General features: G+C 64.6%; 10 protein-coding genes. 7 read left to right on the forward strand and 3 right to left on the reverse strand.

Annotated elements, in window-relative coordinates:
* The 4 genes from JQ639_RS31300 (at position 1) to lptF (ending at position 4,480) form a co-directional block, all read left to right on the forward strand.
* On the forward strand, positions 1–294 hold the full coding sequence (locus JQ639_RS31300; RefSeq protein ID WP_211963743.1) for a hypothetical protein: 294 nt from the start codon (positions 1–3) through the stop codon (positions 292–294).
* 270 nt (positions 295–564) lie between these two features.
* Positions 565–1,566, forward strand: coding sequence for a hypothetical protein (locus tag JQ639_RS31305; protein ID WP_211963745.1), 1,002 nt, complete (start codon positions 565–567; stop codon positions 1,564–1,566).
* A gap of 552 nt (positions 1,567–2,118) precedes the next feature.
* Positions 2,119–3,210: a GDP-mannose 4,6-dehydratase gene (gmd, locus tag JQ639_RS31310; RefSeq protein WP_211963746.1), complete on the forward strand. Its 1,092-nt coding sequence runs from the start codon at positions 2,119–2,121 to the stop codon at positions 3,208–3,210.
* 106 nt (positions 3,211–3,316) lie between these two features.
* Positions 3,317–4,480, forward strand: a complete 1,164-nt coding sequence (lptF, locus tag JQ639_RS31315) for an LPS export ABC transporter permease LptF (protein ID WP_211965039.1) — start codon at positions 3,317–3,319, stop codon at positions 4,478–4,480.
* Between the two features lie 22 nt (positions 4,481–4,502).
* Here lptF and JQ639_RS31320 read toward each other — a convergent pair whose 3' ends face one another.
* Entirely contained in the window at positions 4,503–6,077 is a 1,575-nt protein-coding gene (locus JQ639_RS31320; RefSeq protein WP_211963747.1) for an ArnT family glycosyltransferase, read from the reverse strand.
* A 4-nt stretch (positions 6,078–6,081) separates the two neighbouring features.
* A complete protein-coding gene (locus tag JQ639_RS31325) occupies positions 6,082–7,590 on the reverse strand; it encodes a glycosyltransferase family 39 protein (protein WP_211963748.1) in 1,509 nt (502 codons plus the stop codon).
* Positions 7,591–7,908: 318 nt separating this feature from the next.
* Between JQ639_RS31325 and JQ639_RS31330 the strand changes: the two genes are divergently transcribed.
* Positions 7,909–9,453, forward strand: coding sequence for a glycosyltransferase family 39 protein (locus JQ639_RS31330; RefSeq protein ID WP_211963752.1), 1,545 nt, complete (start codon positions 7,909–7,911; stop codon positions 9,451–9,453).
* 139 nt (positions 9,454–9,592) lie between these two features.
* A complete protein-coding gene (locus JQ639_RS31335; RefSeq protein ID WP_211963754.1) occupies positions 9,593–11,032 on the forward strand; it encodes a glycosyltransferase in 1,440 nt (479 codons plus the stop codon).
* A 28-nt stretch (positions 11,033–11,060) separates the two neighbouring features.
* On the opposite strand, the gene JQ639_RS31340 is transcribed toward JQ639_RS31335, so the two are convergent.
* Positions 11,061–12,023 (reverse strand): lysylphosphatidylglycerol synthase transmembrane domain-containing protein, encoded by a 963-nt coding sequence (locus JQ639_RS31340; protein ID WP_211963756.1) that lies wholly within the window; start codon positions 12,021–12,023, stop codon positions 11,061–11,063.
* 436 nt (positions 12,024–12,459) lie between these two features.
* Between JQ639_RS31340 and JQ639_RS31345 the strand changes: the two genes are divergently transcribed.
* Entirely contained in the window at positions 12,460–13,476 is a 1,017-nt protein-coding gene (locus JQ639_RS31345; protein ID WP_211963758.1) for an NAD-dependent epimerase, read from the forward strand.
* The last annotated feature ends 1 nt before the right edge of the window (position 13,477 follow it).

Below are 13,477 nucleotides of genomic sequence, written 5' to 3' on the forward strand. Positions count from 1 at the left end.
TTGATCGCAGCTGAGTTGTTGACCAATCGAGGCGGTCTGCCCGCAATTCCGGCGGCAAAAGCATGCCGCCATGGTTTTGGTGACGTGGTCTCAACCGAATATGCGGGCGCTGTCAATACGCGAGGTGTTGCATTTATGCAACATGACGCGCTGAGTGCATTTCAAATCCGCTACACCCGATGGCGAATGGACGACCATTTGCTTCGATCCGTGCTTCGACCCGCGCCCACCGATGTTGAGGTTCATGTGATCGGTGATCTGGAAGGTGGTCTCTACGTGCGCGCGGCGGCCTAGCGCTGCAACTTTTTACAGCGCTCGAAATCGACCTCTGTGTTTCTCGGCAGAAGCGTAACGTATTGCGCGTGATTTCTACAAAATCTACTTCAGAGATATAATGTCGAGTGTTGTCCACGTGCTGTGCAACAGCAGTAACCGACAGTAGCGTGTCCTACGCCGCACGCGGTTGACATGCAGGCTCTGTCCAGTATGACCCCAAGGGGACCGCATTATCCAGCAGCTGTTTTATGAACAAGCAAGGCAGCAAGAGTGTACAGAGCTTCTCGTATGGCCACTAGAACGCGCGCGTACATTCATATCGGCCCCGTCAAGACCGGTTCGACCTATATCCAAAAAACGTTCTACGAGAATGCTCGCGTTTTTGAGAAGTTCGGCATTTCCTACCCATATGTGTTTCCGCCGGCGCTCGACCTGCCGCGCTATACAAATGCGGACTTTATGTGGGACCATTCTAGGAATGATGAAGCAAAGCGCAAACTTCGTCGGCTTCCGAAAGTCGTTATTTCTGAAGAGGGGCTTTTCTTTAGGCCTTGGAGCTTGCGTCATCCTGCCCTCGACGGTTTGCCGACGAAATTCGTGCTCTACGTACGTCGACCGGCGGATTTGATTTTATCTTGGGTCGCTGAATTTGCAGAGCCCTATAATGCCGTTGTGCCGAGTTTGCCTAATGTTTGCGGGCCGCTTTCCATCGAGGAAGGGATTGAGGTTTTGTCCCGGCACTACGAGGAGGGGATTTGGCGCTTTATATCGTTTGCTGCTGGAGCTTTCGGTGAGCTCGACGTCGATGTGCGAATTTTTGATCGGGATTCGTTTGTTGACAACGATCTTCTGTCAGATTTTCTGCACTGCATCGGTGTCGATGCGAAAGCTGTTCGGGCGCATCCTGAATTCATGGAGGTTGGTCGTCTTAACGAAGCTGCGTCTCGGAAATTTTGCGATGTCTCATACGTTGCTTGGGAAGCCTTGGGGCGTCCCGCGGATACGACCTCATACGATCTTTCACTAATTGAAGAGATCACTGCAAGGTATGACGGCGGAGACGATAGGTCTGTTATTGAGACTGTAAGCGACGAGACAATCGATGCTATTACCCAGCGCTTCAAGTTCTTCGAGAATTTTTTGTCGGACGTGTTTTTAAGCGGAGCGCCGGTATTCAAGAATCGATATCCGCGCATCTACGGAAAGCCTCGTGAGCCCTACCGCGCTATCGAATCCGACAAGATCGTTGCGCTCGCGAAAGAAATAAGTACTCGCCGCAGGGGGTACTAAAAGTCTTGTTGGGCGCCAGCTAATCAGAAGTTGGTGCCGGATGCTTCGTCAAAGTCTTCTTTGTTCGGGGCGACAGAAATCACTAGCCGAATAATTCGATTATACGAGCGGTGCGGCGTTTACACTCGCCTGTCGAGGCATCGGTGTCGTGGTCAGTTCCTGCGGATAAAAAAGTGCGTCAAAGCATGCAGAGGAGGTTCACGTGAAAATCCACTGCGCGGCAATGAAGGTCTAAGCATTATGAAAATGTTAAAGAAATTGCCGTTGGGAGAATAATCCGTTCCCGAGTTAAGGGCGTTGAGTCCGATTGCCCATCTTGTTGGCGTCTCGTGGCTCGTCCAGATCCGTATGATATTGCCTGTGTGCAGCGGGTGTTTCCGGACGAATGGTAACCCTGCCACGAGCGCTCACAGCCCGCGCAATTGTCATTGCCAATCCTGCCGGATAAAGCTGCTTTAACGGACCGCGCGCCGCAGCAACGTCGTCGATGCCGATGCGTCGATATTTTTGCTGACGACCACTTCGTGAAACGCAGCCTCTTGGAAGGATCGCATGCCGAAGAAGACCGCACTGATCACCGGTGTCACCGGCCAGGATGGCGCCTACCTCGCGGAGTTGCTGCTGTCGAAGGGGTACAGCGTGCACGGCATCAAGCGCCGGACCTCGCTGTTCAACACCGACCGCATCGATCACCTCTATCACGACCTGCATGAGGAAGGGCACGACTTCAGGCTGCATCACGGCGACCTCACGGACTCCACCAGCCTGATCCGCATCGTGCAGCAGGTGCAGCCGGACGAGATCTACAATCTTGCGGCGCAGAGCCATGTCGCCGTGTCGTTCGAGGAGCCGGAATACACCGCCAATTCCGACGCGCTCGGCACGCTCCGCCTGCTGGAGGCGATCCGCATTCTCGGGCTCGAGAGCAAGACGCGCTTCTACCAGGCCTCGACATCGGAGCTCTATGGCCTCGTGCAGGAGACGCCGCAGAAGGAGACGACGCCATTCTATCCGCGCTCGCCCTACGCGGTCGCCAAGCTCTACGCCTACTGGATCACGGTGAACTATCGCGAGGCCTATGGCATCTATGCCTGCAACGGCATCCTGTTCAATCACGAGTCCCCGGTGCGCGGCGAGACCTTCGTCACCCGCAAGATCACGCGGGCATTGGCGCGCATCAAGCTCGGCCTACAGGACCGCCTCTATCTCGGCAACCTCAATGCCCGCCGCGACTGGGGCCATGCCCGCGACTATGTCGAGATGCAGTGGCTGATGCTGCAGCAGGAGACCGCCGAGGACTACGTCATCGCCACCGGCGAGCAGCATTCGGTGCGCGAGTTCGTCGAGCTCGCGGCGCGCGAGGCCGGCATCGTGCTGCGCTGGCAGGGCGAGGGCGTCGACGAGAAAGGCTATGATGCGGCGAGTGGCGCCTGCGTCGTCGAGGTCGACCCGCGCTACTTCCGGCCGACCGAGGTCGAAACCCTGCTGGGCGATCCCTCCAAGGCCAAGCGCAATCTCGGCTGGTCGCCGCAGACATCGTTTGCCCAACTTGTGGCGGAAATGATGCAGGAAGACCTCAAATCGGCGCAGCGCGACGAGCTGGTCAAACAGCACGGTTTCAAGTACTTCAACTACAACGAATAGGCGGCGGCGTCCGCCGCGCCCCCGTATCCCGTCACCACGGGCGTCACGGTGCGGGTGCCTGGCGCCGTCGGCAACCCCTTACGGCGGCGTCACGATGCGAACAATGATCAGTGCCATCGACGGCTATGTCATCAAGACGACGTTGACGTCGTTCCTGATCGTTCTGATCTCGCTGACCGGCGTGATCTGGATCACCCAGGCGCTGCGCAACATCGATCTGATGACCAGCCAGGGCCAGACCATCATCGTGTTCCTGGGGATCTCCGGCCTCGCCATTCCGCTGCTGATCGCCATCATCTCGCCGGTCGCGGTGCTGGTCGCCACCATGTATACGCTGAACCGCCTCGCCACCGATTCCGAGATCATCGTGGTCAGCGCCGCCGGCATGCCGCCGCTGCGCTTCCTGCGGCCGTTCATGATCGCGACCGTGCTGGTCAGCGCGCTGGTCGCGATCATTTCGCTGTACATCGCGCCGGAGGCGCTGCGAACGCTGCGACGCTGGAACACCCAGCTCGGCGCCGACGTCGTCGCCAACATCATTCAGCCCGGCCAGTTCATCAAGCTCGACAAGCTCACTATCCGCATCCAGGAGCGGCGCCCCGGCGGCGTGCTGAGCGGCCTGTTCATCGACGACAAGCGCGACCCGGCGCAGCGCGTCAACATCGTCGCCGACCGCGGCACGGTGGTGAAGAACGAGCGCGGCTCGTTCCTGATCCTGGAGGACGGCAACCTGCAGCAGTTCGAGACCGGCAAGCGCGATCCGGCGCTGGTGGCGTTCAAGAGCTACGCCTTCGACCTGTCGCAGTTCTCCAGCGGTCCGCAGAACGTCACCTACAACGTGTCCGAGCGCCTGACGCCCGAACTGCTCAATCCGCCGGCGGACGATCCGTTCTATGTTCGCGCACCGGGTGAGTTCCGCGCCGAGTTCCACAACCGCATCTTCGCGCCGCTGTACCCGATCGCGTTCGCGCTGCTGGCGTTCGCTTTTCTCGGCATGCCCCGCACCACGCGCCAGAGCCGCAACTTCGCGGTCTCCAGCCTGCTGCTGACGGTGCTGGTGGTGCGCATCGCCGGCTTCGCCCTTTCGACCATTTCCGTGCGGGTGCCTGCCGCGGTGGCGCTGCAATACATCATGCTGGTGGTGGTCAGCGGGCTCAGCTACTGGTCGATCGCGCGCGGCATCATCGTCGAGGCGCCGTCCAACCTGACCGAGAGCCTGAACAGGCTCGCCGAACGGCTGATGCCGGCACGGCTGCGCGGGCAGGCCTGATCCGTCGCGGTCGCCGCCGGCGTTACTGGCTGCACTCCTGCAGAATGCCGATCGCGCCGCGCGGCTGCGTCAGCCGCCAGGCGTGGAAGCCGCGCTGGCCGGTGGTGCTGGCCGGCGTCGCAAAGCCACCGAGATTGTCCACGCCGGCATAGAACGGCTGGACGCGGTCCGTGTCCGGACAGGACGTGACGAACAGCAGCGGCTGCGGCGCATCCTTCGTGAGCGGATGGGCGATGTCGAACTGCGGGCTGTCGGTGGTGCCCCATGACAGGATCGGCAGGGGACGCCGGCGCAGGTAATAGCGCAGCGCCGCCACCTCGCCACGGTCGTCGCTGACGATGCTCGGCGCGCCGATCTCGCCCGCAAGTTGGCCGACCCGCTCCGCGTAGGCCTTCCAGCCCAGCGTGCGGCTGTAGGGGTTGGGCTTCTTCAGCAGCGGCAGGGCGATCTGCGTCGCCACGGTGTCGGTGACCAGCAGCAGCGCCTGCAGCGCGACGCCGAGGACGAGGCTCGCGACCAGCCAGCCGCGCCGGCCGGTGCGCAGCAACAGGCCCGCGGTCAGGATCAGGCCGGCGATCGCGGAGACCGAGGCCCAGTTGGCGTAGGTGTGGACGCCGACCGCGATCAGCGTGATCAGCACCACCGGCACCACGAAGAAGCACACCATCAGGCGGTCCTGGGCGATCAGCTCGGTGGTCCGCAGCTTGATGGTCGCGGCAATCATCACCGCGAACACCACCGGTCCGAACACGCCGAACTGGGCGCCGAAGAATTCCAGCACGCGGCCGATGTTCGGGCGGAACTGCTCGCCGAGCACGAGGTCGCCGGTGTGGCGGAACGTCATGAACGAATGGCTCGCATTCCACAGGATGTTGGGCATCACCACCAGCGCGCCGAGGCCGAGGGCCGCCCAGACATGCGGCTCGCGGAAGATCGCGCGCGCCCGCGGGCTGACGATCGCCGCCAGCAGCATGCCGGGCAGCAGGTAGATCATGGCGTATTTCGACAGCAGTCCGAGCCCGAGCGCGAGCCCCAGCACGACGGCCCAGCGCCAGCACGGCGCGATCAGCAGGTGGAGGTAGGCGAGCAGCCCCAGCGTCCAGAACAGCAGCAGCGGCACGTCGGTGGAGATGATGCGGGCGGAGAACACCACGCCGGTGGTCAGCGCGGTCAGCACGGCGGCCCAGAAGCCGGTCCGCTCGTCATAGAGCAGGCGCGCGGTGAAGTAGACCGCAAGGCTGGTCGCGGCATAGAGCAGCGGCGCCGGCGCGCGCACGCACCATTCGGCGTCGCCGCACACCTGGCGGGTGCCCGCCAGCAGCCAGGCGAGCAGCGGCGGCTTGGAGTAGTAGCCGAAGGCGAGATCGCGCGCCCAGGTCCAGTACTGCGCCTCGTCATAGAACAGGTCGACCACCGACAGCCGCAGCCCGATGAGGCGGGCGAGGGTGAGCGTGGCAATGACCGCCAGCAGCAGCCGCAGGTGTGTGGTGTCCTGGCCGCTGGAGAGGCGTTCACGGCGCTCGGCGATCCAGGCGTCGGCGGGCGCGGCGGAAGCCGGAGCGCGCCGGCGCGCGGCGGGAAGGCTGGTCGATGTCATCGGGTCACCCCTGCGGTCCGGCGGCATGGCTGCCGGGCGGGCAGGCCTGCGGCGGTGCGAAACGGTAGGTGTAGGTGATGTGTCTCGGCGCATGCGTGCGCCGCAGCGGCAGGGTGATCTGTCTGGCGGGCGTGGTCGCGAGGCCCGGCAGATAGGCTTCCGCCTCCGCCGTGTCGTCGAGCAGCACGGCGCCGCGGGCGCGCAGGTCCGCCGGGTCGAACCATGGCGCGTTGGCGATGGTGCGATACTCGAGGGCGGTCACGGCGCGGGGCATGGCGATGCCGATGCCGTAGACGCTGCGCCGCCCGCCGAACACATCGGCCGGTCCGCAGGCATAGTGGGTGCGCCAGTCGGCGAGGATGGCGTCGGCCGCGGCCGCGGTCGGCTCCTGCATGCCGGTGTGGCTGGCGAAGAACGTGTAGACCACGACGAGGACGATGCCCGCCGTCAGGTAGAGGGCTGCGATGGTTGCGGTCACCTCGACCTCGAACCAGCGCGCCGTGCGGTCGGTGAAACGCACCAGCGGGGCCAGCGCCGGCACCGCCAGCATGGCGTAGGGCGCGTCGAACCGGAACAGGTAGTCGAGCCCGGCGAACAGCACGAGGCCGAGCAGGATCGCCTGCATCGCGAGGTTCATCGCCACCAGGAAGCGGACGTCGTCGGGCGCCGGCGCGGTCGACGGCGGCGACGGCGTCAGCACCCGTTTCATCAGGCCCGCGGCGATGATGACGGCGCCGGGCAGGAAGCAGATGAGGTAGCCGAGCAGATATTCGTAGAGGCGGCTCAACGTCTGTTCGACGCCGGCCCGCTCGAAATGGGCCAGCCCCCAGTCCACCGCCGAGCGATGGTCGAGCACGGCGACGGCGTGCGGCGCGACAATGACAAGGCCGACGGCGGTGGCGAGATAGAAGCCGGGCCGCAGAAGCGTCGCACGGAAGGGCGCGACCGCGAGAGCGGCGATGCCGATGCCGAGAAACAGCACGGCGGCATTGTACTTGGTCAGCACCGCGATGCCCGACCACGCCCCGAACGCCAGCCAGTGCGCACGCCGGTCGGTGCGGGCCGCGCGCAGATAGTGGAACACGATCGCCGGCCATGACGTCAGTTGCAGGATGTCGGCGTTGAGCGCGAACGACAGTGGCGCGAAGCTGACATAGCCCGAGGTGCCGAACAGAAACACGAACAGCGCGGCATTTCCCGGCGTCGTCACAAGGGCCGTGATGGCGTAGAGATAGACCAGTCCGATCGCCAGCAGGGCCTGGCCGATCAGGATCGTCATCGCCGACGAAGGGCCGAACAGCCAGTCGACCGCGCCACCGATCCAGACCATCATCGGCGGATGCAGTGGCGTCACCAGCGACAGGTGCCGTCCCCAGGCGATCAGCTCGCGCGTGTCGTAGAGCGGCGTCGGAAACACCAGCCAGGCCAGCGCCGCCGGCAACAGCAGCGCGAACACCAGCACGGCGAAGGCGCGCGGGCGCAGGACGCTGGAAGGGAAGGGCACCGCAGGCACGCGCAAATCTCGTCGCGATTTCACTCGCCGCCACGCTAACGGCTGTGCCGTGCGGGACACAAGTGAAGCGCGCATTTTTCCCCACAGGCGATCAACGGGCGGTGACGGGATTGACCGTGAGACAGATGGCCAGATAGGCTTTTGCCATTGTTGATTGATCAGGCGCCGCCACGGCAGGAATGTTCCGGGCAGCGCGCATATGTCAGCCGGATGATTGCGGTGAACGCCCAATGGTGGGGGCCGGGCCGGCGGGTTTTGGATATTTGAACCGATGATGGCCGTGAGCGACGTATTTCGGCGTGCATGTCGGGGGCGTCCATGACGGTTTCTTCCGCGATCCCGGCCGCGGTGCCCGCTGCGCGCTGGCGTCGCCCCTTCGACGCCTGGATCGGCGGCATCGAGCGCGGCTGGGGCATCCCGCTCGCGCTCGTCATGTTTGTCGCGTTATGGGTGGCGATCCTGCATGTCGCCTATCTCAGCGGTGATCTGCACCCCGACACGATCGAGGCCTGGTCGATGGGGCGGACGCTGGCGTGGGGCAGCAACAAGCATCCGCCGCTCATGGGCTGGATCGCGCGCGGCTGGTCGGCGGTGTTTCCGCTCACCGAGTGGTCATTTCAACTGCTGGCGATGGTCAACTCCGCGCTGGCGTTGTGGGCCGTCGATCTGATCGCCCGGCGTTATGTCGGGGGGGACCGCCGCGCGCTGCTGTTGCTGCTGTTGTTATGGCTTCCGGTCTATCAGTTTCACGCGCAACGGTTCAACGCCAATGCGGTGCTGCTGCCGCTGTGGCCGCTGGCGACGCTGTGCTTCCTGCGCTCGTTCGAGACGCGGGCGGCGGGTTGGGCGGCGGCGGCCGGGTTTGTCGGCGCGCTGGCGATGCTCGGCAAATACTATTCCGCCTTCCTCATTGTCGGGTTCCTGGTGGCGGCGCTCTGCCATCCGCGGCGGCGGGATTATTTCCGGTCGTCCGCGCCGTGGCTGTCCATCGCGGTCGGTGTGGCGCCGCTGCTTCCTCATGCCTACTGGCTGGCGACGTCGGGCATCGGCCCGTTCGATTATGCGCTCGCGGCGCATGGTGGTGCGACGGTTGCGGGGGCCGCGATCTCGGCAATCGGCTTTCTGCTCGGCGTCGTCGGCACGCTGGCGCTGCCGGTGGCCATTTTCGCGCTCGTGATCTGGCCGCAGCGGCGAGCATATCTCGATGGTTTGCGGCGTCTCGACAGCGGGCTGAGGCTGCTGCTGGTGGTCGGGATCGCGACCGTGATCGTCCCGCCGCTGGTCACCGTCGTGCTGGGCAGCACCATCACGGCAACCTGGGCAGCGCAGGGCCTGTTCCTGTTCCTGCTGGTGATGGTCTGCGCCTGTACCTTCGCCGTCAGCCGCGCGGCGGTCGACTGGCTGGCGGCGCTGTCGCTGGTCGCGACCGTGCTGGCGCTGATCTTCGCGCCCGTGCATGCGGTCTATCGCAATGCCACGCCGTTCAAGGAAGGGCGCAACTACTACGAGCTCGCTGCCCAGGAGTTCGAGCGGCAATGGCATGCGCGGGCCGCTGCGCCGTTGCCGACCATTACCGGCGACGTCCTGGCGATGGGCGTCAGCTTCTATGACGGCGATCATCCCCTCTACGCGCCCATCTATGATGAGACCGCGGTGTGGCGCGTTCCATCGCCCGCCGTCCTGAAGAGAGGGTGGGCCGTGGTCTGCTCCCAGGACGAGCCGGAGTGCCTGACCTGGATGCGCCAGGTTGCCTCGGCGGTGACCGGAGCCCAGACCCTGTCGTTCTCCGTCCGGCCGCAGCTGTGGGGCTATGCGGGGCGGCCGGCGCAGGTGTCGGCGGTGATCGTGCCGCCCGCCTCCTGACGACATTTCTGGATCGTGGCGTTGTCAGGCTCTCGACTCAATTGAGGTAATTAAGTAATGGGGTGCTTGCCGGCCATCGGCTTCGGTGGACGGACGCCCCGCCATCACGACATCATCGCACGCCAGCACACGTTCCGGCATGACGGTTCCCTTCAGCCGCAAGACGGCGATCCTTGCCCATTCCGAACGGTTTGCAGCCACGCGCGCCGCCTGGCGGGAGCGGGCCGGCTTCTTCCATGGCGAGGACGAGGCCTATCTGCGCTTCCTCATTCCGGCGGGCGCGCGGGTGCTGGAAATCGGCTGCGGCACCGGTGACACCCTGGCGGCGCTCAAGCCCTCCCATGGCGTGGGGGTCGACCTCAGCCCGGCGATGGTGGCGCAGGCGCGTGCCCGTCATCCGGACCTGACCTTTGTGGTCGGCGACGCCGAGGATCCGGCGACCATCGCGGCGCTCGAGGGGCCGTTCGACTACATCGTCGTCCTCGACACCATCGGCGCAATCGACGACTGCCAGCAGTTTCTGGCGCAGTTGCAGGCGCTGTGCGGCCGTGAGACGCGCCTTGTCATCGGCTACTACTCGCACCTGTGGCATCCGCTGCTGCGCTTCGCCGAGCGAGCCGGATGGCGGATGCCGACGCCCGCGCAGAACATCCTGTCTCCGGCGGACGTGCGGGCGTTCGCCGCGCTCGCCGACTTCGATGTGGTGAAATCGGAGCGGCGTGTGCTGTCGCCGGTCGCCCTGTTCGGGCTCGGGCGGGCCATCAACCGCTTCGTCAGCATTCTGCCGGGCTTTCGCGCGCTGGCGCTGCGTCACTATGCGGTCTGCCGTTCGCTGCCGGCGGCACGCGCGGCCGCCGACATCCGCTCGGCCACGGTGGTGGTGCCCGCGCGCAACGAGCGTGGCAACATCGAGCCGGCCGTGCAGCGCATTCCGCGCTTCTGTGACGATCTCGAGATCATTTTCATCGAGGGCCACAGCAAGGACGGCACCCTTGCCGAGATGGAGCGGGTCAAGGCGGCCTATCCGCATCTCGACATCAAGACCATGGTGCAGCCGGGCAAGGGCAAGGCCGACGCCGTGTTCACCGCGTTCGACGTCGCGCGGGGCGATGTCTTGATGATCCTCGATGCCGATCTGACCATGCCGCCGGAGCAACTGCCGAAATTCTGGGAGGCGATGACCTCGGGCAAGGGCGAGTTCATCAACGGGTCGCGCCTCGTCTATGCGATGGACGACGGCGCCATGCGGTTTCTCAACCTCATCGCCAACCGCACGTTCTCCTATCTGTTCTCGTGGCTGCTCAACCAGCGCTACACGGACACGCTGTGCGGCACCAAGGTGCTGCGCCGGACCGACTACCAGCGGCTCAAGGCGGGCAAGGACTATTTCGGTGATTTCGATCCGTTTGGCGACTTCGACCTGATCTTCGGCGCGTCGAAGCTCAACCTCAAGTCGATCGACATGCCGATCCGCTATGCCGCACGCAGCTATGGCGAGACGCAGATCTCGCGCTTCACCCATGGCTGGATGCTGCTGAAGATGGTGGTGTTCGCGTTCTTCCGGATCAAGGCGCAGTAGGCGGCGGCGTCCACGGCTCGCCGCAGCGTCACTGTTCCTGCAATTCCATCGTCGCGCCGCCCTTGGCGGCCTTCTCGGCGCTGAGAATCCAGACGAGGCCGCCGAACGCGCCGACTGCGAACGACACCGCGCCGTACAGCAGCGACACCACGAGGCCGTCTTCCGGCGGCAGGCCGGCATAGCCGAACGCCACCATCATCGTCGCCTCGCGCACACCCCAGCCGGCGATCGAGATCGGCAGCATGGTGATGAGGATGATCGGCGGGATCAGCAGGAGCACCTGGGTAAATGTCGCCGGCGCCGCGATCGAGCGCACGACACCCCAGGCGATCACCGCGGTGAGCACATGGATGATCATCGACAGCACCGCGACGATCGGGCCGGTGCGGCGGCTGAACAGCACCTTGTTGGCGATCACCGCGCAGGCATGGATATGCTTGGTCGGCAGCCATTGTGTCAGCCAGGTCCAGGGCAGCCGGCCGAAGGCGAGGAAGCCGAGGCCGCCGGCGAGGGCCGCGAAGTCGATCAGCGACAATGCGGCGCGGCCATGCGCATCGCTGATGAGTTGATAGCTCCACGGCAGGCTGCCGACGATCAGGATGGCCAGCGCGATCAGGCCGATGGCGCGGTCGACCAGCACCGAGTAGGTCGCCGCGCGCCAGCCTGCGCCGGTACGGCTGACCAGCCAGAGGCGGACCGCGTCGCCACCGATCGACGACGGCAGGGTCTGGTTGAAGAACGAGCCGATGAGGTTGAAGCGCAGCGACTGCGCCGCTGACAGCGGCGCGTTGCACAGCGCCGTGATTTCGCGCCAGCGCAGCGCGCCGAGCAGGATCTGCAGCAGCGTCACGGCGATCGCGAAGGCGATCCAGCCGAAACTGATCTGGTTGACGCGCGCCAGGATCGCCTTGAGGTTGACCCCGCGCAGCGCCAGGTAAAGCAGGGCGCCGGACACGAGGATCTTGAGAGCAACGAGGAGAAACTTGCGCATGGCGGGCCGGAAGGGCCTTCGGTCGGGGGAAAGCAGCCAAATGCCCAAAAATCTGGCTGTTTTGCGAACATGTTGCGTCGTGGTCCCACCAGCCCCGACGTGGTCCCTCCGGGCTGGCAGCGCAGGGGCTAGGTATGGCTTTCGGCTCCGTAAGGCAATAGGAAAGCCTGCCTGCGGGGCGGAGCAGGCCCGCCCTGGACGTGCCGCGCATCTGCCGTCCAGACAGGCCTTCACCATGAGATCCCGCGCGCCCTTGCGGGGCTGGCCGGCGGACAGCTAAAGAGGCGCGCCGGGCGACCGGCCTCACGGGTTCGGGCTCGAGATCGCGCATGGCAGATCGACACGATAACGCCTTGATCGGGGAACGGGCGCGGCCGACAGGCTCCGCGTGTGATCGGATGCCGGTTCCTCGGCATCGCCTGCAGGAGCAACACCGATGAGCAATCCGGCAATCTTGGTGACGGGCGCGGCCGGCTTCATCGGCTTTCATGTCAGCCAGCGACTGTTGCAGGCCGGACGCGCCGTGGTCGGTCTCGACAACCTCAATGATTACTACGATCCGGCGCTGAAGCAGGCGCGGCTCGACGTGCTCGGCAACGATCCGCGCTTTCGGTTCGTCCGGCTCGATCTCGCCGATCAGGACGGCATGACGGCCCTGTTCGCGCGCGAGCGCTTTCCCGTCGTGGTGCATCTCGCCGCGCAGGCCGGCGTGCGCTATTCGCTGCAGAATCCGCACGCCTACATGACCTCGAACTACACCGGCTTTGCCAATGTGCTCGAAGGCTGTCGCCATCACGGCTGCGGCCATCTGCTGTATGCATCGTCGTCATCGGTCTACGGCAGCAATACCAGGCTGCCGTTCTCGGTGCAGGACAGCGTCGACCATCCGATCAGCCTCTATGCCGCGAGCAAGAAGGCGAACGAACTGATGGCCCATGCCTATAGCCATCTGTTCCGCATTCCGGTGACGGGCCTGCGCTTCTTCACGGTGTACGGCCCGTGGGGGCGCCCTGACATGGCGATGTATCTGTTTACCAAGGCGATCGTCGAGGGACGACCGATCAAGCTGTTCAACGACGGCAACATGCGGCGCGACTTCACCTATGTCGACGACATCGTCGAGGCGATCGTCCGCCTGATCGACCATGTGCCGCAGCCCGATCCGGCATGGGACGGCGCTCGCCCCAACCCCGCCACGAGTTCGGCGCCCTGGCGGGTCTACAACATCGGAAACAATCGTCCGGAAGAGCTGATGCATGTGGTCGCGCTGCTGGAGCAGGAGCTGGGACGTAACGCACTGAAGGAACTGCTGCCGATGCAGCCTGGTGACGTGCCGGCGACCTTCGCCGATGTCGACGACCTGACGCGCGACGTCGGCTTCCGGCCGTCGACCTCGATCGAACAGGGCGTTAGGAAATTCGTGCAATGGTATCGCGATTATCATCGGGTGTGAC

It is taken from the genome of Bradyrhizobium sp. U87765 SZCCT0048, from assembly GCF_018131225.1.
Classification (GTDB): domain Bacteria; phylum Pseudomonadota; class Alphaproteobacteria; order Rhizobiales; family Xanthobacteraceae; genus Bradyrhizobium_A.